Genomic DNA, 22,411 nt, shown 5'->3' with positions numbered 1-22,411 from the left:
CCACCATCCGCTCCCCGAACCCGCGCGCCGGACCCCGCCTCCACTCTCGCAGCCTCGATGCGGCCCGACAAGCAGATGGCCCGGGCCTGTCCAGTCGACGCTGCTGTCCCGGCATCGGTCATCCGCCGAGGATCGACCTCAGTACGGCCACGTAGTCGGGGCCGGTGTCCAGCGGTGCGTATACGGGAGGATCGCCCGGACCGGTGAGAGCGTCCAGCGGCCGCACGACGACGCCGTACTCCGGCCGGTGCTTGTACTGGAGAGACATCCGGTCGCGGTGCACCAGCCGGACCCGGTGCGGTGCCGCCCGGTGCCGCCCGTTGGTCCATCGCTGGACGTAGTCGCCGAGGAAGACGAACAGCGCGCCAGGGACGGTGGGGACCTCCAGCCACGTTCCGTCGCGGTCGCGGACCTCCAGACCAGGTTCGTCCTGGTCCAAAATCGTCACCAGGGACAGGTCGATGTGCGGCGACATCGCATAACCGGCGGTGGAGGCGGCGGCGGACGGGTGGCTCGCACCGTAGTGGTTCAGGCCCAGCCGGTGCAACGGGCCTCCCCCCGGGCCGGGGGTGAACGCGTTCTCCTCCAGCCCCAGGTCCAGGGCGCACGCGGCGAGGATTCCGTCGGCCAGGCAGGTCAAGTGGGCGAAGAGCTCCAGGGACTTGGGGAACGGCGCGTGGTAGAAGTCCACAGAGACGGGCGGGGGGAGTTGGTCGGTGGTGCTGCCGACCCGGTACTGCTCGCACGCCTCGGTGCCGCCGTGGGTGCGACTGCGTTCCCTGCCGAGCCCGCGGTACCCCAGGAACTGGGACTGCTCGGTGGCGTCGTACCGGCTCTTCTCCGTCGGCGGCAGCCGGTAGAACCGCTGCGTTTCCCCGTACACCTCCCCGATCAGGTCAGTGGGGATGCCGTGGTTGTGGACGAAGAAGAACCCTTGGAGGCGGCAGTGGCCACCAGCCCCGGCGGCGACTGCCGCCCGGTCCTTCGAGGTCCAGTTGGCCGCGTGGCCCGGTAACTCTACGTGCGGTATCACCCGTGTCCTCCTGCGCCGTCGCCGATCGGACCGTGCGGGGCCCCGCCCCCGACTACCGCAGGACCGCGAGGCATGTCTGGACCAGAGGCCCAAACCGCTGTGTCATCTTGAAGGGCACCCGAGAATTCGTACAACCCCGCAGGATCGGATTCCGGCCAGATCCCCGACACGGCACACCGCTGACCGCCCGGCAGGGTTCCCGCCCGGCCTGCTCGACGACGAGTCGGCCGGTGCGCCACGAAAATCAGGAAATAGAATGAAACCTAATAAACCATCATATATGTCTATGGTCGTAGGGTGAACTTCTCTTCCCTTGCCCCCCGTGCGGTGCGGGTGGCCGTGGTCACGGCCACCGCCGTCGCCCTGGTGTCGAGTGCGGCTCCGGCCCCCACGCAGGCCCAGGCCCCGTCCGCGACGCTCTCCCCCAGCGCCTCGGGCCTGACGCTCGACGGCGGACATCTGACGGTCTCCCAGATGAAGGCGGTACTGCGGGGAGTGTCCGGACCGCTGCGTCTGGCGCCGGCCGCCGCAGTACGGATGCGCCAGGCCCGGGCAGGCGCCCTGGCCGCGCTGAACAGCGGGCAGCGCGTCTACGGCTGGAACCAGGCGTTGGGTCCGCTCAAGGACCACACCCTGACGGACGAGCAGCAGCGTGACTTCCAGCGTCGGATCCTGCGCTCGCACGCGGCCGGGACGGGCAGTGAGCTCCCGGAGGGGGTGGCCCGGCTGGCGCTGGTGCTGCGGGCGAACGCGATGGCCCGCGCCCACATGGGTGTGCGGCCCGAGATGGTGGAGCGGATGCTGGCGCTGGTGAACGCCGGGGTGACCCCCGTCATGCCCTCGATCGGCTCGCTGGGTACCGGTGACCTTCAGCCCATGGCGGCCGCCGGCCTCGTCCTGACCGGCGACGCGGGACAGGCGCGGTTCCGCGGCGGCCCGCCACGCGACACCCGCGATGTCCTCGCGCAGGCCGGTCTGCCGCCCACGTTCGAGCTACAGGCGGGGGAAGCCCTTCCGCTGATCAGCGGCAGCGGCGTGCTGACCGCCCGCTACACCGCGTCCGTCAGCCGGGCCGAGACCTTCCTCGACGAGTTCGACGGCGCGTTCGGCCTGTTCCTGGAGGCGACCCGCGCGGAGGCGAGCTCGCTGGACGCGCGCACCCACGCCGAGCGGCGCTTCCCCGCCGAAGAGGCGGAAGCAGCCCGCCTGCGCGCACTGACCCGCGGCAGCGCGTGGATGACCGACCAAGGGCGCAAGCAGTTCGGGGAGACCTCCCCCCGGATCCAGGACGCCGTATCGGTGCGCGCCGCCCCGCACATCATCGCGACCGCCCGCCAGACCCTCACCGAGGCGGAAACCATCATCGGCCACGAGGCCAACGCCTCGACCTCCAACCCCCTGCTGTTCAAGCAGCCCGCCGGCACCTACGAGTTCGTGATGGGCGGCAACTGGGACGGCGCCCAGATCGGCCACGCGATGGACACCCTCAACGCGGACATCACCGCCGTGGCGGTCCTCGGCGACGAGCTGTCCAGCCGCCTGATCTCATCGAAGTGGAGCTACGGACTGCCCGACAACCTGGCCGCCCCGCCCGTCGGCCTGAACTCCGGCATGGTGCAGGTCCAGACCGTCGGCGCCGCACTGATCCCCGAGATGCAGGTACGAGCGATGCCCGCCGACGTGCTGTCGCGCCCGGAGAAGTTCGGCCAGGAGGACGACAACACGATGGCCATGGCATCAGCCCGCAACCTCGACGACAACCTGGACCGCGCCGAAACCGTCCTGGCCGTCGAGTTCCTCCTCGCCGACCAAGGCGTCGACCTCGCCCGCCCCCTCATGGGCACCCTGCCCATGGCCAAGGCCACCACCGAACTCCACCAACGCTTCCGCGACCACGTGGCAGCCCTCGGCGACGACCGCTGGATGACACCCGACGTCGAAACAGCGACCGACCTCGTCAGCCACGGCGAACTGCGCCCCAACGACTCCTGACAGCCACATCCCAGCACCGCGCCCCCGTCCCCGAGGCCGGGAGCCGCCCGCTGAGCCGGTGCGCGACTCTCGCTGTCCGATCAACTGCCCGTACCGCACGTCCGTCCTCGGCCCGGCAGACCCGGATCAGATCCCCACGTGCAGGTGTGCCGCCCAGTGCGAGGGGAGCAGCGGAGCCAGGTCGTGTTCGCGGCGCAGGCTGGCGTGCAGGGCGCGGGCGCTGCGGGCGGCGTCGGCGTGCGGGAGGCAGATGGCCTGGTAGAAGGCTGCCGCGATCCGTGCCGCGGCTTCGTCCTGGACTTCCCACAGGGTGCCGATCACGTGGGCGTATCCGGCGAGGTGGAAGGATCCGGTGATGTGCACCGGCTCGTCGGGCAGGTCCGTCCGGTTGTGGGTGGTCCGGCAGGCCGACAGGTACACCAGTTCGGCCTGCGATAGGTCCAGCCGGGCGATGTCCGCTGTGGTCAGCGGTTCCGTGGCGTGGTCGTGCAGGAGGATGCGGCCTGCTGAGGGCTGGTCGGGGGTGCTGGTGGCATGGCAGGAGAAGTGGGCCCACCGGTACCGGGGCAGTTCGGCCAGGACGGTCCGCTGCACGGCCTGGTCGCCGGTCAGCAGGCGGATCCCGGGGAGGCGTCCGGTGACCGCGTCGGTCTCGGCACGGACGTGGGGCAGGTCGGCCACCGGGCCGGGGGTGGTCGGCATGGCGACCAGGAGCGGGCCTTGCGGCACTGGGTTTCCGGCCGTGGACCGCTGGTGGGCGCGGGCGAGCGCACGGAGGGTCAGGGCGTAGGAGGGGACCACCCGGTCGGGCACCGTGGCCGACCGGTCCGGGTCGGCGGCGGTGCCCATGTGGGTACCCGCGTTGTCGGCGGCGCTCCGGGGGTGGCGGCCCGCGGCGTGCAGCGGGAGGGCGGCGAGTTGCCCGGTCGGCATCCACCACAGGCGCGGCCAGGTGTCTCCCGGAGCCGGGGCGCGGGTGAGGCCGAGCGCGCTGAGTACGGGTTCGGCGGTGGTGTCCCAGAGCCAGCGCAACACCGCCGACACGTCCCGCTGGGCGTCGCGGCGGGCCAGCACGCTCGGGTCGTGGAAGGCGGTGCCGATCAGGCCCGGTAGGGCACCGGCATGGCGGCTGACCTCGTCCTGGCGAAGGTCGGGGAGGGGGACGAGGCGGATGCCGTCGGCGGTGAGCAGCAGGGCGTCGCTGCGCAGGTAGCTGCTGTTGACGATGGAGACGGAGCCGTGCCGGGTGATCCGGGGCAGCAGCTCGTCCAGGTCGGGCGGGGCGAGGAAGTCCTGGAGGCCCGGCTGTCGGCGGATGGTGGCGATCAGTTCGTCCCATTGGGCCGTCAGCGCGCGCGGCTCTGCGGCGGGCTGCCGGGTGTTGCTTGCCGTCCGGTGTTCGCGGGGGTCCAGAGCGTCGCGCAGGGCGTCGAACCTGTCGGCCAGCCCCGGGTGCCGGGAGCAGAGTTCGCTGATGTCGGTGCGGGCGTCCAGGGCCTGGGACAGCAGGACGGCCCGTCCCTGTTCGAGCAGTCGTACCGCGAGCGGGGGGTCGCCTGCCTGGAGTGCGCAGGCGGCGGCGTCCGAGGCCAGACCGGAAATCCGGGACAGTTGGTGCTCGCGGTCGGCCTGGCTGAGGGCTCGCGGTGCCAGCCGGGGCAGGAGTTCGACGGCGGCGGTGAAGCAGGTGGCGGCTTCGGGCCAGGACTCCAGCTTGATCAGGGCGTATCCCCCCAGCCGCGCCGCTTCCACTCGTCGGCTCGCGGGGGCGTAGGGGTCTGCGGTTGCCTGCTGGAAGCAGGCCACGGCGGAGGTCAGCGCGGGGATGTTGTCGCTCGCCAGGTACTGGCCCGTCAGCGCACGTCCCAGCTGGATGAGTGCGCCGGAACGCAGCTGGTGGCCTCGCGGGGTGGCTCGCAGGGCGGCCTCGGCGGCCTGGACTGCTGCCAGGGCGTCCGCTGCTCCGCCGGTCCGCTGGTAGCGCAGGTGCCGGATGTGAGCGAGTAGGCTCGTGCGCTCGATGAGGTTGGGGTGTCCCTCGGGGGTGGTCGCGATCGCGGTGTCGAGTGCCTCGGCCGCCTCCGCGAGGTCTGGATCCGCCTGGTCCGCGTCCTGCTGGTGGCTGTGCCGTTGCAGCAGGGCGGCGGCCAGGTTGCCCTGGAGCCGGGGACGGAGCAGGTGGCCCTGGGGGGTGGCGGCGACGGCCGCGCGGATCAGCTCGACGGCTTCGTTCAGCGCTGCCGTGCCCCGCGACGTGTGCGGGTACCGCACGTGGACCTCTTTCAGCACCTCGGCCAGATTGGCGGTGATCGAGGGACTCGGCTCGCCGGTCCGGCCGGAATCGGTGAGCGCCGCACGCGTGAACCCCTCGGCCTCCTCCAGCGTGCCGGAGTCATTGTTGGTCCGGTACAGCGACAGGAGACGCATCCCGAGCGTGTCCAGGCGTCCGGCGCGCCGGACGCTGTCCGGGGCGATCGCGTCCAGGACCTCGCGGGCCAGCCTGACGGACTCGCGCAGGTCGTCCTCCGCTGCCGTGCGCGTCGCGCGCAGCAGCAGCACCCCGCCGAGGTTCGACCGCGCGATCAGCGCCTCCGGGGCGCTCTGGTCGCCACGGGCCGCGGCGGCCTGGAACAGCTCGATGGCCTGGTCCAGTTCGGCGGCGTCACCGTTGTGTTCCGTCCGTGACCAGCGGACGAGCCCGAGGCCGATGAGCCCGTCCCGGATCCCGGAGTCGTCCGTGGCCGCGTCCAGAACGGCCCGGTAGCCGGCGTCGGCGGCGTCCAGGCGAGTGAGGTCCCCGGTGCTCTCGTACTCCGCGTATTCGGTGTCGGCCGCGTGCATCAGCTCGTCCACCGAAACGTCGGCGGGCGCCGGGGCGGGCGTCCCGGTGGTGGAGCGCCGCAGGTCCTCCTGCGCGCGTAGGGCCTGCTCGACCATCGACCGGACCGCGCCGATCCGCGGGTGGCCTTCGGGCAGCAGCGCCAGGCCCCGGCGGTAGCACCGAATGGCCTCGTCCAGCGCCACGAGGCTGTTGCTCGTACCCGCCTGGAACACCAGAGCTGTCCCGAGGTTGAGCAGCAGGCCGGCCAGGGCCGGATCGCCGTCCGCGGTCGCCTGCACGGCCTCGCGTCCGGCGACCACCGCCTCGGCCACTGTCTGCGGGCGGCCGTCGGCCCGGCTCAGCCGCAGCAGCGCGTTGCTCAGATTGCCCAGCAGGGCCGCCCGGTGGGGGAAGCCAGGGTCGGCGGACACCTCTTCCAGTGCTTCCCGGGACAGGCTGACGGCCTCCTCGATGACGGAGGTGTCACCAGTGAGGACGAAGACCTCCTGCAAGGAGGCGCACAGGCTGGACAGGCGGTTGGCCCGCCCGGCGCCGTGGGCCCCGGCGTCGGCGAGCGCGGCGCGCCCGGCCGTGACCGCCGCGTCCAGGTCCGCGCGGTCGCGGGTCCGCTCGTACCGCAGTCGCAGCAGGACACCGCGGAGCCGGAGCGCTTCGCTCTTCGAGCCCCGGGCCGGTCCGGAGCCGGAGGTCACCATCTCGACCAGGGAGAGCGCGAGTTCGAGTACCTCCGGGTTGCCGTGCCGCTCGTAGGCACGCTGAGCGTTCTCGGCCGAACCGAGCAGGTCCTGGAGGTCGATCCGCACCGGTGCGTCGTCCTCCCGGGCGGGCCCGGGTACGGGCGGGGTGGTGTGCTGCGGCCTGTCCGCCGGGGCGTGGTCCTGGCTGTCCAGGCGCCGTAGGAAGGCGGCGGCGCCTTGGTGGCCGGTCGCGGCGGCCCGCCCGAACCAGGTGCGGGCCGCCTGTTCACGACCGTCCTGGAGCAGGTACAGAGCCAGCGTGGCCATCGCGTCAGGCGTTCCTCCGGTCGCCGCCCGCTCCAGCCACGGGGCCGCTTCGGTGCGCCTCCCGCGCAGCAGCAGGAGCCCGGCCAGGTTCCCGGCCGCGTCCTGGTCCCCGGTCACCGCCGCCCTGCGCAGCCACACCTCCGCTTCCACTTGCTGCCCCCGGTTCTTGAGCAGCACACCCAGGTTGTTCATCGCGTCCACGGAACCGGCTCCGGCCGCGCGGCGGTAGCAGACCAGCGCCCGCTCGTCGTCCCCGAGCCTCTGCTGGTGGAACGCGCCGATGTCGAAGAGGATCCGCGGGTCCTCGGTCCGCGCCGCGGCCTGCTCCAGGCACTGGCGGGCCCGGTGGACGTCACCGTGCCCCGCCAGGGCGAACGCCACACCGACCAAGTCCCGTACGTCGGACAAGGGATCCGGCCCCCGCTGCGGGGATACTCCGGGGCCCACGCCGCGCGCGGACCCCTCCCCGGTACGCCGCCGCGCCCGTCCCCGACCAAACCCCCATAGCGGAGCCACCGGCCACCTCCGTCGAGCAGAGCCATTGACCTGAGTATGGGTCAAAAATACTGTGCGCAAAGGGCGATGAGGCACAATGAGGAACGTCCAACAGCACCGGGGAGGAACGACCATGTCGGGCGTCGCGGACGACCACCTCGAAGCCGAGTTCCTCGGCGCTACCTGCGCGCATCTGTCCGAGATCCGCGAAGTCGCCGCCGGGGCCGGGCTGCTGGCGACGGCGGACCGGATCATCACCGGTCTGCGCGAGCAGACCGAGGTGACGACCCTGTGCGCGGAGCTGACAGAAGTACTGCGCCGGAGCGGAGTGAGCGGCGGCCCGGGCACGCGGAACCGCGGCGCGGGAGTCGGCGGCCTGCCGCCCCTGCACGGCCACCCCGTCGAGGAAGCCCTCGTCTGCCCCCGCCTCCGCTGCGACCGCGTCGTGCTGCTCCGGGATCCGCACGCGGACCGCGACTGCGCCCTGCACCGCGAACCGCTCCGCCCCGTGCGGATTCCCACGTGAACGACATGCTCGCGGAACTGGGCAGTGGACTGGCCGACCGCTGGGCCGCCGTACTGCTGCCGTCCGCCCTGCTCTTCCTCACCGTGGCAGGCGTCGCGGGCGTTCTGGGCCAGACCGACTGGTACGACCTGGACACGCTGGACCACGACGCCAACCACCTGGCCGGCCAGCCCGGCGCGCACGCCCCGGGCGTCCTGCTGCTCGCCACAGCCGGGCTGCTCCTGGCGGCGGCGGGAGCCGGCCTGGCCGTCCGGGCGCTCGGCGGCGGCGTGCGACTGCTGTGGCAGGGAGACTGGCCCCAGGGAACCGGCTGGCTGCGCTGCCGCCTGACCGAGCGCCGACTGGTCCGCTGGACCGTGGCCGACCAGGCGTATGCGGAGGCACTGCGGGCCCACGCCCGCCACACCGTCGCGGCACTGCGTACCGGCGGGCCGGGCACCGCCGACCACCTCGGCGACACCCCGTCCGCCGCTGACGCCGCCCGCCTGCGGACGGCGAGGAACCGCATCGCCCCCTGCCGACCGGTCGGCCCCACGTGGACCGGCGACCGCATCCGCTCCGTCGACCAGCGCGTCCTCACCGCGTACGACCTCGACCTCGACTCCGCGTGGCCCCGCCTGTGGCTCATCCTGCCGGACGCGGAGCGCACCGAGCTGCGGACGGCGCGGGACGCCTACGACACCGCGGCCACCCTCGCCGCCTGGGCCCTCCCCTACCTCGCCCTGGGAATCCGATGGTGGCCGGCCCTCCTGGTCTCCCTCGCGGTCGCAGGCATCGGCCTGCGCCGCGGCCGTGCCGCCGCGGACGCCCTCTGCGAACTACTCGAAGCCACCGTCGACCTCCACAACCGCGCCCTCGCCGAAGCCCTCGGAGTCCCCTGCCCGGGCCCGTTCGACCGGGACACCGGCACGGCCGTCACCCGGATCGTGCACAAGAACCCATGACCCCGCCAGGAACTCCAGGGCCGTGCGGTAGCCGGGGATTTCACCGGTCTGCTGCCGGTTCGCGGTTCGGGACGGCGCTGGCATGGGCGGCGAGGACGCGCCAGGTGCCGTCCGCATGCACCCAGGTGCGGGTGTAGCGGAGGTACGCGGTGAACGGCTCTCCCCCGGCGGTGCCCTGAAGCAGGGCCAGCACATGGGTGATTCCCGTTGAGCCCACCACCGTCACCTGCAGGTCCCGCTGGTCGAAGACTTCAACGGCGAGATACCGCGACCTGTGCGCTTCCAGGTCTTCCTCCTTCGTGAGACAGCGACCATCGGGTCCTGTATAGACGACGCGGTCGTCCAGCAGCAGATCCAGTGCCCCGGTATCACCTGATCGAATGGCGGCCTGCAACTCCCGCTCAGCCTCAAGGAGAGTGGTCAGCAACGCCTGCTCTGTCCTCATCTCGGTCCTCCTCACCGATGGGATGAAGGTCATATCCAGCCCCAGCGTAGGCAGTCGCAGCCGCCGTCGCAGCCGCCGTCGCTGTGGTCATGCCCTGAACTTGCCACTGAACTGGACTGAACTGGTCGCGCGCGGCATGTCCGTCCCCGTCCCGGCCCTGCGGGCGACCGAGCGGGTGGCTCGCCAGATCACCGGCTACGCCACGGGCGAGGCGGCCGGGACGACACGTGCCTGGGGGCGCACCGGTTGGTGCGCCCCCAGGCACGTGCGTCGACTACGGCGTGCGCCGGGTCACCACCGGTACCAACGGCCACCTCCGCCGCTGCTACGAGCGAAGAACCCGATGACCCACAGGGCCAGCACAATCACCGCGACCCACCACAGAATATGAATCGCGAACCCCGCGCCACCCAGGATCAGGGCGAGCAGAAGAACAAGCAGAACAGCACCCATTGTCATCATCCTCCTTCACCACGCTGCTGCCCCCGGCCCGCCGGACTATGCACCGCAATCACCCCGACGCAGGCCACCGGACTCCTGCGCGCCCTGGCCGTGGACCGGGCAGCCCACTGACGGCGGCTGTGTATGACGACTGCAAGCCCGATGATCGCCAGGCCGCGAACGCGAAGGCTCGCGAGGCGTTACTCAGGCCCGGTATCTCGAACGGCCCGCCAGAACCGTTGGGCCCCGGCGCCCCACGCGCCACGCGGGGACCGCTCCGCTGGTCAGAACAAGGCGGCTTGGTCGCCGTAGGGGCTCTTCGCTGGACGGCCGGCGACGGCGACCAGGTGAGCCAGGCTGGTGCAACTGCCGGTTCGGGCGGCGTCGGTGAGCAGGCGGCGCAGCAGCAAGGCGGTGACCTCGCAGTCGGCCAGGGCGCGGTGCCGCTCGACGGGGCGGGGCAGGTCGAACGCGGTGATCAGCGCGTCCAGCCCGAACGACGGCAGTTCCGGGTGCAGGGCCCTGGCCAGCAGCCGGGTGTCCAGCAGCGCGGTGGAGGCCAAGCGAGGGCAGTGGTCACGGTGGTCAGCCAGCAGCGAGGCCTCGACGGGGGCGTGCTGGGCGACCAGGAGCAGCGGCCCGGCCGGGACCGCCGCGTCCAGTTCCGCGAGCACCTGGTCGACGGTGCGGGCACCGGCGACGTCCTGGGGACGGATGCCGGTGGTGCGGGTCATCATGGGGGTGACCGGGGCGAAGGCGGGCGGGCGGATCAGCGCCTGGTAGCTCCACCCGGTGGGCTGCGGGCCCCGGCCGGGAACGTGCCGCACGGCCAGGGCGGCGACCTCGACCGGTTGCGGGCGGTGCCCGGCCGGGGTGGTGGCCTCGAAGTCGATGACCAGCAGCAGCGTCCTGGTGAACTCCGGATCGTTGGCCAGAGCGGGTGTTGGCACCTGCTGATCGTAGCCAGCCGCGCCCACGACGGCCCTCATGCTGTCTTCCCGAGGACGGGCGCGGCGGTGGGAGCGGCGCTCGGCCCCGTTCCCGCGCCCGGTGGACGGCGTTGGCCTGGCGCGTCAGGGCCGCGGCCCCGGCCCGGGTCGCGGATCTGCCGCACGACGTCCGACCAGCCGCCCGGACTCCGCGACGGCGCGGAGGATCAGGAGGCGAGGGCCTCCAGCGGTACCTGGATCTCGGTCACCCAGGAGTCCTGCGGGCCGCAGGACTCCAGATAGAACTCCCGCCCCAGGCTGGCGGCCCGGCGCCCGGAGGACTCGATCCATCGCGCGAGGGTCTGGATCGTGGGCAGCACCGCGTCCATGGAACCCCGGTGGACGATGGTCGCCGCCTGTTCGACGGCGGGCAGGTCGAGGATCGCGAAGTTCTGCGTGGAGCCGGTGTGGGCCGCGCTCGGGTCGACGGACACCGACGCGCCCGCGTGGAGCGTGATCGTGGTCGAGCCCGAGGCCTGGTGGTCACTGTCCCCGACAGGCTCGTACCAGGCGATGTCCGGGCCGGCCACGGCGATGCCCGCTGCCTCCAGTTGGGCGTGCAGCCGTCGGTAGAGCGGCTGGATGACCGGCCCGATGTGTCGGGGGTCGAAGCTCTCCGCGGTGGCGGACAGCACGGCCACCCGAGTGGCGGGCAGGGACTTGAGTACGACCTCGTCAGTGGGCATGACGCCCTCGCTTTCGATGGTGCGGAGCCTTCGCTCGACCCGTGCCAGCCGATCCGCGCTCCGCGCGACGGCGTCGGCCAGCTCGGCCCGCCGCAGCCGCAGCATGCCGCGCAGCTGCTCGGTGTCGACCTTCGCGTCCACTACCTCGCCCACTTGCTGAAGGCTGAGGCCGAGGTCTTTGAGCGCGATGATCCGGTTGAGCCGGGACAGCTGGGCCGCGTCGTAGTAGCGGTAGCCACTCGACGGGTCCACCCGGGCGGGCGGCAGCAGGCCGAGTGCGTCGTAGTGACGCAGCATGCGGACCGAGACCTGGCCGTAGGCGGCGAATTCTCCAATGGTGAACATGACTCCTCCAGTACAGGGTCTGCCACAGTGTGAGGGTCAAGCGCCCCAGGAGTCAGGTCGGTGAGAATCCAGGCTCCGCGGGTCGTCGAGGAGTCGGCGGGTGACGTCGGGGAGGTTCGTGCCCTGTCTAGCCTGTTCGGGTACGGGCCAGTGCCCGGACCGCATCACCGCCAACTGGTGACCTGGTCCAGCACCCTAGGGCAGCACCTCCCAGTCCAGCTCACCCTCGCCGGTGACGGTCCGTCGGTAGGAGTCGATCGGATCGCCCGTTTCCAGGGCAGTCGCGGTCGCCGCGAGCAAGGTGGGCAGCGAACCCCACAGGAGCTCGCGACTGAAGACGCAGTCCGAGTCCTTGTAGGCACAGCCAACCCGGCCCCGCAGCGCGCTCGGCCGCTGGTCCAGCACCAGTTCCCCGCCGAGGCCGTCGGCAGCGAAGGGTATGTACTGGCGGTGCCACCAGGGCCCGTATTCGCCCTCCGGATCCCCGTCGGTCGCCTCGGAGTGGGCTTCGTGGATCTTCGTCCGCATCGCCCAGACCCGGGGGATGTCCTGGACGTCCATCAGCTGCCACAGGTCCGGCAGCAGCACCTGGTAGCCCGTCCCGTTGTGCCGCAGCAGCGACTGCCGCAGCGCGTCGGGGAAGGGCAGGCCGACGGCCGCCTCGGCGGCGGCGATCGCGGCCGGAGCCGCCGGTGGCTCCAGCCCGGCGAAGGTCACCGGGGCGTGCTCGGCGAGCCACGCCTCGATACGGATCCAGGATTCGTCAATCGATGGGGTCATACGGCAGAGCCTGCCACCCACCACTGACAATCCCGCTGGCTGTTGCCGCTCGCTCAGGGCGTCGGCCGGGCGGCTGGGTATCCATTGGAGTGATTATTTGTTCGTATACTATCGATATCGTCACAGCTGGGGATCCTCACCCTGGGTTGATCCGGAACAGTGGGTGAGAGTGACGGACAGCTTGGGGGGACAGGCCCCCGGAGACACCGGACCGGGCCACCGCGAAAGGGAGCACCATCATGGTTGTCAACGGAGTCAGGAAAGCCGCTGTGGCAGTGGTCGGCAGCGCGCTCACGGTCGGCATCGCGCTCACCGGCGCGGGTACCGCGTCCGCGTCGAGCGGTGGCGGCTGTGGCGGCACCGCCACCGAGCAGGCCTGCGTGAGTGCCGGGAACGGCCAGGTCACGGCGTCGGCGTCGAGCAACTTCGGCAACGGCAGCTGCAACGAGGAGGTCATCCTCTGGGACTACACCTCCGGCGGCAAGGCGCTCGACACCACGTTCCCCTGCCACAACGGCCCGTACACCTTCACCTGGGTCCTCACCAACCCGAGTTCGGGTCACGACTACAAGGCCGAAGTACGCTTCTACTGGCAGGGCGGCTCGGGCTACGACTACCAGCTCAGCCCCGACCTGATCTACTGACCGCCCCCTTGGGGCCGGTGTGGACGTCCAGTAGGCGGACAAGCCGCGTCGGTGCAGGTGTCCGGGGAGAACCGAACCCGACGCCTGGGTGTCCATCTCTGTGGAGAGTTCTCCGCGTTGGCGGTTCGGTTGGGCTACGGGGGTAGATCATGATGGACGGCGTCGGGGTGGCTGGCAGCCTGTTCGGACTGGTCGGGTTTGTGTTCGCGCTGATCGGGATCGGGCTGGGTGTCGCGCTGGTGCGTGGCATGGTGCTCCGACAGCAAGCGCTCACCCGTGGCCTTTCCGCCGAGGCCCGCTGTCTGGACACCTTCGTTGCCCGGGATGCCGACGGCGGTCGTCACCGCAGGGTCGTCCTGGGGTTCACCGCTGTCGACGGCCGGGCGATCAGGCTGACCGTGGGCGCGCCGCGCACGGTGGTGATCGGCGACCTGGTCCAGGTCCGTTACCTGCCGAACCGCCCGGAGCGGGCCATCGTGGTCGGCAGCGGTGGGCCGGGCTCGCTGTTCGGCACCGTGATCGGCGTGGCCGCCTGCCTGCTGTTCACCCTTGCCGGCCTGTTCGTCGGCGCGGTCGGCCTCGGCCTCGGCCTCGCAATACAGTGACCAGCGGCCCAGGCTTCGCGGGTGGCGCCCGGCGACCCGGGGTCAGGCCAGTGCGGCTCCCCCGTCGAGGGTGAGCACCGTGCCGGTCGCGTAGCCGTTGCTCAGGAGGTAGAGGTAGGCCGCCGCTGCCTCCTCGGGGCTGCCGACGCGCCGCACCGGAAGGGCGCTGCCCTGCGCTTCGAGGAAGGCCTCCGGCTCAGGCACGGTGCTGTCCCAGAGCTCGGTGCGGATCGCGCCGAGGCGGACCGCGTTGACCCGCAGGGGGGCGAGTTCCAGGGCCAGGGCTCGCGTCAGCCCCTCGACGGCCGCAGTGATGCTCGCGCCGAGCGAGGCTCCGGGGGCGGGCCGGGTGGCGAAGGCGCCGGAGGTGAAGGTGATCGAGCCGCCGGGACGGAGCTTCGGGGTCGCGTACTTCGCGGCGAGCAGGGCGCCCCAGAAGCGGCGCTCGAAGAACGCTCGGGACTCCTCGGCGGTCAGGTCGGCGAGTGGCTTCAGCAGCAGGGGCTCCCCTGCCGTGTAGACGAGGTGGTCGAACTCGCCGATCCGGTCGAAGAAGGCGGCGAGCGCGGCGTCGTCGGCGACGTCCAGCCGGATGCCCTCGGCCGAGCCGCCGATCTTCCTCACCGCCAGGTCGACCCGGTCCTGGCTGCTGGAGGCGACGGCCACGTTCAGGCCCTGAATCGCCGCGGCCCGGGCGACGGCGAATCCGACGCCGGAGGTACCACCTATGACGACGACGCGCTGGGTTTCCGCTGTGTTGTCCATGGCGAGGACGCTACGCGTCACCAGCGGGACAGTGAATAGCCGGAAGTCTCGATTCGCTGTCCGATCGTCTCGATCGAAGCGCGCTATGGTGAGCGTATGGACATTCTCAGCGACACGCTCGCGGCGCTGCGCACCGGGCGTCCGTCGGTTGTCCGTACCGACGCGCGGGCACCGTGGGGTGTGCGCTTCCAGCCCATCGCGGGAGCCGGATTCCACGTCGTCGTCGAAGGGCACTGCTTTCTCCTGCCGGTCGGCGGCGACCCGATAGCCCTGGGTCCCGGCGACGTCGTGTTCCTCCGGCGCGGCACCGACCACGCCATCTGTGACGCGGTCACCAGCGAGCTGGTCGCCTTCGAGCCCGACCGTGTCGACACCTCCTCGCCGATCGGGCGTTTCACCGTCGAGGGCGACGGCACGCGCAGCGTGCTGGTGTGCGGGGCCTACCACCTCGACATCGACCGGCCGCATCCGCTGCTCGGCGATCTCCCGGAGGTCATCCACCTCCCGGCCAGCCCCGGTCGCCATCCGGCCCTGCGCTCGGCGGTCGACCAGCTCTGCGCCGAGATCCACCAGCCCCAGCCGGGTTCGGACTCAGTGGTCACGACACTCGTCGATCTGCTGCTTCTCTATGTTCTGCGGTCCTGGTACGCCGAGTCGGCCAGGGAGCGGACGCAGGGCTGGGCCTCGGCACTGAACGACCCGCTGATCGCGCCGGCGCTGAAGGCGATCCACGACGACCCGGCGCATCCGTGGACCGTCGAGTCGCTGGGGAGCCGGGCCGGGCTGTCGCGCGCCGCGTTCGCCCGGCGGTTCACCACGGTGGTGGGCGAGCCGCCGCTCAGCTACCTGACGACGTGGCGGATGGCCATCGCGGCGCGGATGCTGCGCGAGACGGCCGACTCGCTGAGCGCCGTGGCCGAGAACACCGGCTACACCTCGGAATTCGCGTTCGCGAAGGCCTTCAAGCGGCACTTCGGCGCACCGCCCGGGGCGTACCGGCGCGAGCGCCGGACGACGTCGGCTTCGCGGTCGGTGCCGGTCTGACCTCGCCGGGTACGGAAGAGGGCAGACTCCAGGGCGGCCATGCCGTGTCGGAGCGCGAGTATCTCGATCCCTGCCGCCCGACCGGAGCGGCGGCCTGCCGGAAGCAGGCCGCCGCGGCACAGCGGAACCGGCTACTGCAGGGCCGCCTCAAGGGCCATGGCGTACCGGGGGGTACCGCTGTTGTCGGGGTGGAAGCTCTCCATGCTGGCGCAGACCCAGCTGCGCGGGTCCACCGTCACCGGGCAGGAGAAGTCGCCCGGGCCGGTCGGAGCGGAGACGAAGTCGTTGATGCCATTGGCTATGTGGCCGCAGTCCTCATAGCCGTTGAATTCCGTACTCGGGTTGACGAAGGTCACGTTGTCGGCTGCGGGGAGGCTGGCCACCATGGCGGCTTCGGCGGTGGCGAGATAGTCCCCCCAGGAGTTCAACTGGGTCATGGCATCGGGAGACATGACCGAGGTCGTGCAGCTGTTGACGGTGGAGCCGTCGAAGATGTCCGGATAGCCGAGCAGGACGATCTTCGCATGCGGGGCGGCGATGTGGATGTCGGTGAGGATGAGGGCCACATAGGTCGGACTCGTCGGATCCGTCACCGGCGCCATGTACTTTTTGATCGAGTTCTCCACACCCGTGGTCGAGGGGCAGGAGTCGAGCTCGGCACAGCCTTCGACGTCGTCGCTGAACCCGATGTCGTTGCCGCCGATCGTCAGGGCGACGAGGGTGGTGTTGTCGTCGAGGTAGCCCGATGACAGCTGCTGCACCTCGTGGTAGTTGCCCAGCTCTCCCCAGTTGTTCGGCGTTCCCTCCTTCGGGTCCATGTCGAAGGTGTACGCGCCCGAGCATGCCACCGAGTGGAGGTCGAGGGCGGCAGCGTTGTCGTCCGCGAGCGTCCCGAGATTGGCGCTGGGCACGCTGGGGAGGACGGTGTCACGGATCCAGGAGTTCTGGCTCCGTCGGCAGGCGTTCCAGGACTCACCGAGGGAGCTCTGGGAACTCTCCGAGGCGTGGGGGCCCACGTCGGTGCCGGGCTGGTACGGCTCGGTGCCCTCGCCGGAGGAGTAGGAGTCGCCCATCTGGACCACGAACGCGGTGGGCTTGGAGGGCAGCACCTGGAAGGCGACCGAGTCCCACGCGATGTCCGCCGTGCCGTCACCGTCCGCGGTCAGGTTGCTGAGTGACACGCTCTCGGGCTGTGCGGAGTCGAAGTCGAAGACTCCGAGGCTGACCCAGTCGTTGGTGCTGAGGTCGGCGTTGACGTACCGGGTCTCCGGCTTCTGGCCCGCACCGGGGGTGACCAGGTAGCCGGCTTGCTGGGTGGTCATCCCGTTGTCCGGGACGTGGACGAACACGCGGGTCCAGCCGTTGATCGCCGGGGGCGTCCAGGTACCGGTGACGGAGTCGGCGCTGTCGCTGGTGGGCTGAGTGTGAGTGAACCAGATGTGGCCGCCGAAGCCGACGCCGAGCTGGTGGAAGTCGATCTTCGCAGGGTAGTCGATCGGATCCGAGCAGGGTGTGGGACCGCAGGCGGGCGGGGCGTCGGCGAAGGTGAGACCGAAGGAGCCCTGGTCGGTCCACGTCTGGTTGCAGCTGGCGACGCTCGGGGTGCCGGTGTCGTCAACAACGATGGACCCCGCAGGTGGAGCCGCTCCGGTCGAGTCCGAGGCGGAGGATCCGCTCCCGGTACCCAGGGTGCGGCAGTCGGCGGGGTAGATGTCAGTCCCGACGGGTTTGGCGCTGCTGGAGGTGTACGTGGCATTCGCGGTCCCGCACTCCGTCGAGCCGCAGGTCACCCAGGAGGCGGAGTAGTGCCACCAGCAGTGGTTGTTCGCGAGGCCGCAGAGCCCGGCGGAATTCGCGGTGCCGTTGGAGTCAGCGGCGGCGTCGGGAGTGCAGTTGTCCACACTTGAGCAGAAACTCATCAGTGGCGGGTAGGTCGGCTGCTGTGCGCCGCCACTCGCTGCCGCGTAGGCCTCCGCCCAGCCGCCGGTGACGTAGTTGAAGCGGACCACTGGTGAGAAGGCCCAGCCCATGACGAGTTCGGGGTAGGTCCAGTGGTTGGGGGTCTTGGTGTCCGTGGCGCTGTCGGTGAAGACGCCGCGGTCGGCCGGGTAGCTGGGGTTGGCGGGATTGTTCGCCCAGCCCAGGCCCCAGTTGCCGCCGGACCCTCCGTTGTCGGTGCAGGTCGGGCCGGGCAGGCAACCGGTGGTGTTGCCGAATGCCGCGGTCCCCGGCTCCACGCCGGAGTTGTAGGCCCACACCGCGAACCACCAGTTCTCGACGTACCGTGGATCTCCGTTGCCCGCGACGATTCCCGCGGCTTTGAGCTCGTTCCATTTGTCGATGAGCAGGTTGAGCGTCGCGGCGATGTTGGAGGCGTAGTCGGTGGCGATGGCCTGCTGCTGCTCGGCCGTGGTGTAGGCCGTGTTGCCGTCGGCCACCGGGGTCCCGGCAGGGGTGCTCATGGCCATGCCGGTGGTGACCTGACCCACTCCGTAACCGCAGTCCACCGTTGACCAGTCCTGGCCGTTGCCGTAGAAGCCGCCTTGGTTGACGTTGCCGGTGATGGAGTCGACGGCGTGCGGACTGGCCTGCATGGTGTTGGACTCCTGGGCGAGGATGCCGAGGAGGACCTGGGCCGGGACGGTACCGCCGCCCGTGAGCTGCCGCAGCGGGAACATCCCCTGCGGAGACCAGGACACCGGCAGGCCGGAGCCCTCCCAGTTCGCCGGGCGGGTCGACGTCAACTGGCCCTGCACAGCCAGGTCAGCGGCCCATTCGACCTGCTGGGCGGTCGCCTGGTAGGTCTGGATCGCGGGATTGTTGCGCGGTACCGAGCAGCCGCGATCCGGATCCCAGGGAACCGTCCCCGGGTCCACCGCGGTGGTCAGCGGGTGTGGGCCGTCCGGTCGGGCCGCCGCCCCGGTACGGCCGGACGCCCCGGAGGTCGTGCCGCCACCGGTCCCGCCGCCACCGGTCCCGCTGACGGCCGTCGAGGAGACAGCGCCCGCGCGTGGGTTGAGGGCCGCGGGATCGACGACGAAGGAGACGGACTTCCCGGTGGCGGTGACCGAGGCTCCGATGTGTATCGCGTCCGGAATCGCCGTGGCCTTGGATGTCGCGGCGGAGGCCGCACCGGCGGCGACGCTCTCGGCGTTGGAGACGCTGGTCTGGTTGGTGGAGCTGGTCACCACCAGGGCACCGGTGGTGGAGGGTTCCGCATCGACCGGGACATCGAGCTTCTTCCAGTTCCCCGGGGTCTTCGCCGACAACGGGAACCGGCTCGCGCCGGGCCCGATCAGAAAGACCTGGCTGCCGGTCGCGGCGACCTGGACGTCGCCCAGGCCGGTGGTGCCGAGAAGCGTCGAGTCGCGGTCGGCGAAGCGGCGGACCTGGACCTGTTTGCCGACCGGAACCTGGTACGCCAGGCCTCCACCGCTGTCGGGGTGCAGCCGGAAGGGCGTTCCGGCGGCGACAGCCAGGGTGTGTTCAGCGCCTCTGGAGTCGACGGACACCAGCAGGTCGCCCAAGGCGGCTGCCACTGAGCCCTGGTAGGGGATCGGCGAGGAGAGCTCGCCGGGTGAGGTGGTCCGCCGGATGACCCTGCCGGTGGCGGCGTCGACGAGGCGCACGGTGCTGACGGTCTTGCCGCCAACCGTACTCAGCGAGGTCAGGGCGACCTGTTCATCGCTGCCGCAGCCGGGGTTGTAGTAGGCCAGGCCGACCGTGAAGGGCAACTTGCGCACCGCGCCGGTGACCAGGTCGACCACTGCCACGAACGAGCCCTGGTCGAAGGCCTGTTGATCGTTCGTGAACTCCCTGGGCGCGTAGACCACGACCGCACGGCGACCGGATGAGGTGACACAGGACTGCCCGATCCACTGCGTGGTGTCGAATCCCGGTTCGGACAACGTGGCCGCCGTCCGCCACTGGTAGCCCGACCTGGCGTCAGCGGCCAGTACCTGCAATCCGTTGTCGTCGCCGCTGGTCGTCACCGACCGGTCGGTGGAGGTCTGCCAACCGGGCCCGAGTTCACTGTCCGGTGCCGTCAGCACCGAGGCACCGCTCCCCGGGCCGGTCGGCGAGGCGGTCGGCGAGCCGGTCAGTGAACCGGTCGGCGCGCCGGGGGCGGGAACGGCGGCCGAGGCGGCTCCGGTCACAACGGACTGCCCCAGCATGCCGAGCGCCGCCGCCACGGCGATCCACAAAGCCGCCAGTCGGCGCGAACGCCTGGTTCTTCCCGAATTTCTTCCGTGCATGAAGTCCCACCTTTCCACTGGTTCGATCGCTCGCCCGGCTACCGAAGAGAACGGGTCCGGCGAGCGGTGGAACCACTCGCCGGACCCACTGGGGTTGAGTCCCTGAAGCCAGGGAATCAGGGGCACTTGGGAATGGCACCGCTGTGGAACGCGGCAGCCCCGTCGAGGTAGGGCCCGAAGACCCACCCCTCGGTGTAGCTCTCACCGCTCGGGTAGACCTCCGTCACCGCGTGGTACCAGACGTCGCCGGCGTTGCCCACGTTGCCGCCCGCGGTCCAGCAGTTCACCTGGACCCCGTCCCCCGCGTGCAGGTCGGGCGCGACCTGGCCGGCGTTCGCGTTGGGCGCGGAGTGGACGACGATGGTGGAGTTCACGTCGATGAAGCTGTCGGCCTGGGCGGTGCCGCCCACGAAGCCGACGACGGCCGCCGCCGCCGCGAGGAGCACCGCGCTGGACGCGGCGGCCCGCTTGAAGCTTGTACCCATGGTTCTTCTCCCTGAGTGGAATGACGGAGCTTGAGGTGACCAGGCAGCACAGGGGTAGGGCCCTCTGGGAGTGCCTGGGAGTGCCTGGGGGTCGGCCGCGGGGGTCCTACCAGGCGGAAACGGAGGCGTCCTGGTTGTAGAGGCCGTTGCCGAGCTGGTACGGCGTGTCCCCGTTGAGGATCGTGTAATGGGCGCCGCTGTAGCCGGAGTTGTACCAAACGGCGACGGTGTGGCCGCCGAAGTCGCCGTTGTACACCGTCGCGGTGTTGTTCTTGACCGTCTGTCCGAGTCCGGCACACGCGACGGCATTGTTGTCGACATTGCAGTTCGAGAAGTCCGAGGACTGCAGGTCGGAAATGCCCTGCCAGCCGGACGACGGGCTCCACAGCATGGTGGCGCCCTGACCGCCCGAGTTGTAGTAGAAGCAGACGTAGGGGCAGGGACCGGCTCCCGTTCCCGTCGCCGAGGCGGGCCCGGCGAGCGCCACCCCGGAGGTGAGCGTGGCGGCCATCAACGCGACCACCGCGGTATTCCTGAACAGCATTCGTCTCCGCCTTTTCATCAGTACTGCCACGAAAGTGATGCGTCCTCGTTGTAGAGGCCGTTTCCGAGTCGGTACGGGGCGTCCCCGGGCAGCAATTGGTAGACGCTGCCGCTGTAATTCGAGTCGTACCAGATGTCCGTCTTCACCACCGCTGTCGTGTAGGTGTTGGAGGCGGTCGCGGCGTGGTTCTTGACGCTCTGGCCCTGTCCCGCTCCGGAGCCCAGGAATGGGTAGTCCTGCAGGTTGGGGACGTTGCTGGTACCCGTTCCCTCTGTTGCGTCGACTCCGCCGTTGAACAGGAACGCGGTACTCGACCCCTGCTGGCCCGAGTTGTACCAAAGGCAGGTGATCGAGTCATAGCTGGTGCCGGCCGCGTTGAAGCACGGCCAGATCGGAACCGCCTCAGCGGGCGCGGCGGTGAGGAGGACGGCAACCGCGGTGGCGACAACGGCCGCGGTGCTGATGAATGTGAGCCTAATCTGGCCACTCTCCTGGTAGTTGGTCCGTACGGGTGGGGTTACTGCGACGATCCGAGGAGGGTCGCCGCGGTCCGCAGTTCCCGCTGCATGGTGGCTCGCGCCTGTCGCAGCGAGTCGGCGTTCAGTTCGATCGCCGCGTCCTGGTAGGCGGACTCGACGGAGGCCCAGACGCCGACCAGGTTGGTTCGCCGTTTGCAGGCGACGTCCGCCCGCGCGGTGGCGATCTCCGCCGCCGACGGTTCGGCGGATGCCGACCATCGGGGGTCGTTGGTGGCCGCGTTCGGGCTCGGGTAGTCGTAGCCGTCGGCCCGCATGCAGGCCGACCAGGCGGCGAAGGCCTTCAGCACCCGGGGATCCGACTGCGACCTGTCGTAGCTGTCTGCCTGGATGCTCTCGGCGATGTCCGGATCGCCGTACCGCCCGTTCCTTCCGCCGAGCTCAGTGGTGGCCTCTCCGTTGCAACCACCGCTGGGCACGCTCCGGCCGTCGACCGGCCCGCTGGAGCTGCCCCAGAGGACAGCGGCCATCGCGGGCGTCACCTTGGGTGGATCCTGGATCGGCGCGGCGCCCGCCCGCAGGCGCTTCATCTCCACGGCCATGAAGTGGTAGCCGTAACGTGCCTGGTCCGGTGTCATCACGCCGTAGCGCGATTCGTTCACCGGCAGCTGCTCAGGAGCAACCGGGGCAGCCGGGACGCTGTAGCCGAAGCCGTAACGCCTCATGCATGCGGAGGCCAGCTTGACATGCGCGGCGACCAGTTGCGACGACTGGGCGTCGGTGAAGAGATAGGGCGTGATGGGCAGGACGATGTCCGACGGCCGGGACGGGGTCGCGGTGGCGATGACCGGCATCGGGGTCACCGCCGACCTCGGAGTTCCGGCCCCCGCCGGATGGACGGCGGCGGAACCCGTGCAGCCGGTCACCACCGGTGTCAGCGTCAATGCCACTGCGGCGGCTGCGGCATAGCCGCGGCGCGTGATCATCGAACTCCCTCCTCGTAGTGCCGTCGGCTGCCCGGCGTGGTGGTTCACGTCAGCGAGGTGCTGGGGCACCCGCAGGGTGCCGTG

The 22,411-nt window shown here is 70.7% G+C and carries 18 protein-coding genes; 6 read left to right on the top strand and 12 right to left on the bottom strand.

All coding sequences use genetic code 11. The features are described 5' to 3' along the window. Positions 1-118 precede the first annotated feature (118 nt). Complete coding sequence (locus GXP74_RS16530) at positions 119-1,033, bottom strand: isopenicillin N synthase family oxygenase (RefSeq protein ID WP_182452238.1); 915 nt, start codon at positions 1,031-1,033, stop codon at positions 119-121. A 297-nt stretch (positions 1,034-1,330) separates the two neighbouring features. On the opposite strand from GXP74_RS16530, the gene hutH reads away from it, so the two are divergent. Beyond that, positions 1,331-3,025 carry a histidine ammonia-lyase gene (gene hutH, locus GXP74_RS16525; RefSeq protein ID WP_225447984.1) on the top strand — a complete coding sequence of 565 codons (1,695 nt, stop codon included), beginning with the start codon at positions 1,331-1,333 and terminating at the stop codon, positions 3,023-3,025. A 126-nt stretch (positions 3,026-3,151) separates the two neighbouring features. Here hutH and GXP74_RS16520 read toward each other — a convergent pair whose 3' ends face one another. Further along, complete coding sequence (locus GXP74_RS16520) at positions 3,152-7,252, bottom strand: CHAT domain-containing protein (RefSeq protein ID WP_182452237.1); 4,101 nt, start codon at positions 7,250-7,252, stop codon at positions 3,152-3,154. Between the two features lie 247 nt (positions 7,253-7,499). Here GXP74_RS16520 and GXP74_RS16515 point away from each other — a divergent pair, with 247 nt between their 5' ends. Continuing rightward, positions 7,500-7,892 (top strand): hypothetical protein, encoded by a 393-nt coding sequence (locus GXP74_RS16515; protein ID WP_182452236.1) that lies wholly within the window; start codon positions 7,500-7,502, stop codon positions 7,890-7,892. Then, entirely contained in the window at positions 7,889-8,836 is a 948-nt protein-coding gene (locus GXP74_RS16510) for a hypothetical protein (protein WP_182452235.1), read from the top strand. Before GXP74_RS16515 ends, GXP74_RS16510 begins: the two co-directional genes overlap by 4 nt. Before the next feature lie 40 nt (positions 8,837-8,876). Here GXP74_RS16510 and GXP74_RS16505 read toward each other — a convergent pair whose 3' ends face one another. The 5 genes from GXP74_RS16505 to GXP74_RS16485 all read right to left on the bottom strand — a co-directional run bounded on the left by GXP74_RS16505 (position 8,877) and on the right by GXP74_RS16485 (position 12,522). Further along, a complete protein-coding gene (locus GXP74_RS16505) occupies positions 8,877-9,281 on the bottom strand; it encodes a nuclear transport factor 2 family protein (protein ID WP_182452234.1) in 405 nt (134 codons plus the stop codon). Positions 9,282-9,572: 291 nt separating this feature from the next. Then, positions 9,573-9,743, bottom strand: coding sequence for a hydrophobic protein (locus GXP74_RS16500; protein ID WP_182452233.1), 171 nt, complete (start codon positions 9,741-9,743; stop codon positions 9,573-9,575). A 263-nt stretch (positions 9,744-10,006) separates the two neighbouring features. Further along, positions 10,007-10,672, bottom strand: a complete 666-nt coding sequence (locus GXP74_RS16495) for a 3'-5' exonuclease (protein WP_225447983.1) — start codon at positions 10,670-10,672, stop codon at positions 10,007-10,009. Between the two features lie 206 nt (positions 10,673-10,878). Continuing rightward, complete coding sequence (locus tag GXP74_RS16490) at positions 10,879-11,742, bottom strand: MerR family transcriptional regulator (protein ID WP_182452231.1); 864 nt, start codon at positions 11,740-11,742, stop codon at positions 10,879-10,881. 195 nt (positions 11,743-11,937) lie between these two features. Continuing rightward, on the bottom strand, positions 11,938-12,522 hold the full coding sequence (locus GXP74_RS16485) for an SMI1/KNR4 family protein (RefSeq protein ID WP_182452230.1): 585 nt from the start codon (positions 12,520-12,522) through the stop codon (positions 11,938-11,940). 239 nt (positions 12,523-12,761) lie between these two features. Here GXP74_RS16485 and GXP74_RS16480 point away from each other — a divergent pair, with 239 nt between their 5' ends. Both GXP74_RS16480 and GXP74_RS16475 read left to right on the top strand, forming a co-directional pair. Beyond that, positions 12,762-13,166 (top strand): hypothetical protein, encoded by a 405-nt coding sequence (locus tag GXP74_RS16480; protein ID WP_182452229.1) that lies wholly within the window; start codon positions 12,762-12,764, stop codon positions 13,164-13,166. A 152-nt stretch (positions 13,167-13,318) separates the two neighbouring features. Further along, on the top strand, positions 13,319-13,771 hold the full coding sequence (locus GXP74_RS16475) for a DUF3592 domain-containing protein (protein ID WP_182452228.1): 453 nt from the start codon (positions 13,319-13,321) through the stop codon (positions 13,769-13,771). A gap of 42 nt (positions 13,772-13,813) precedes the next feature. On the opposite strand, the gene GXP74_RS16470 is transcribed toward GXP74_RS16475, so the two are convergent. Continuing rightward, the gene (locus tag GXP74_RS16470) at positions 13,814-14,536 is read right to left on the bottom strand and encodes an SDR family oxidoreductase (protein WP_182452227.1); all 723 of its coding nucleotides are present in this window, start codon (positions 14,534-14,536) and stop codon (positions 13,814-13,816) included. A 96-nt stretch (positions 14,537-14,632) separates the two neighbouring features. Between GXP74_RS16470 and GXP74_RS16465 the strand changes: the two genes are divergently transcribed. After that, positions 14,633-15,580, top strand: coding sequence for an AraC family transcriptional regulator (locus GXP74_RS16465; RefSeq protein WP_182452226.1), 948 nt, complete (start codon positions 14,633-14,635; stop codon positions 15,578-15,580). Between the two features lie 131 nt (positions 15,581-15,711). Here the strand turns inward: GXP74_RS16465 and GXP74_RS16460 are convergent, their stop codons facing one another. The 4 genes from GXP74_RS16460 to GXP74_RS16445 all read right to left on the bottom strand — a co-directional run bounded on the left by GXP74_RS16460 (position 15,712) and on the right by GXP74_RS16445 (position 22,327). Further along, complete coding sequence (locus GXP74_RS16460) at positions 15,712-19,785, bottom strand: hypothetical protein (protein ID WP_182452225.1); 4,074 nt, start codon at positions 19,783-19,785, stop codon at positions 15,712-15,714. Between the two features lie 167 nt (positions 19,786-19,952). Further along, the gene (locus GXP74_RS16455) at positions 19,953-20,321 is read right to left on the bottom strand and encodes a hypothetical protein (protein WP_182452224.1); all 369 of its coding nucleotides are present in this window, start codon (positions 20,319-20,321) and stop codon (positions 19,953-19,955) included. Between the two features lie 106 nt (positions 20,322-20,427). Next, positions 20,428-20,865, bottom strand: a complete 438-nt coding sequence (locus tag GXP74_RS16450; RefSeq protein WP_182452223.1) for a peptidase inhibitor family I36 protein — start codon at positions 20,863-20,865, stop codon at positions 20,428-20,430. Between the two features lie 517 nt (positions 20,866-21,382). After that, positions 21,383-22,327 (bottom strand): hypothetical protein, encoded by a 945-nt coding sequence (locus GXP74_RS16445; RefSeq protein WP_182452222.1) that lies wholly within the window; start codon positions 22,325-22,327, stop codon positions 21,383-21,385. Positions 22,328-22,411 lie beyond the last annotated feature (84 nt).

It is taken from the genome of Streptacidiphilus sp. P02-A3a, assembly GCF_014084105.1.
Classification (GTDB): domain Bacteria; phylum Actinomycetota; class Actinomycetes; order Streptomycetales; family Streptomycetaceae; genus Streptacidiphilus.
This window is presented reverse-complemented; position numbering and strand designations above follow the sequence as displayed.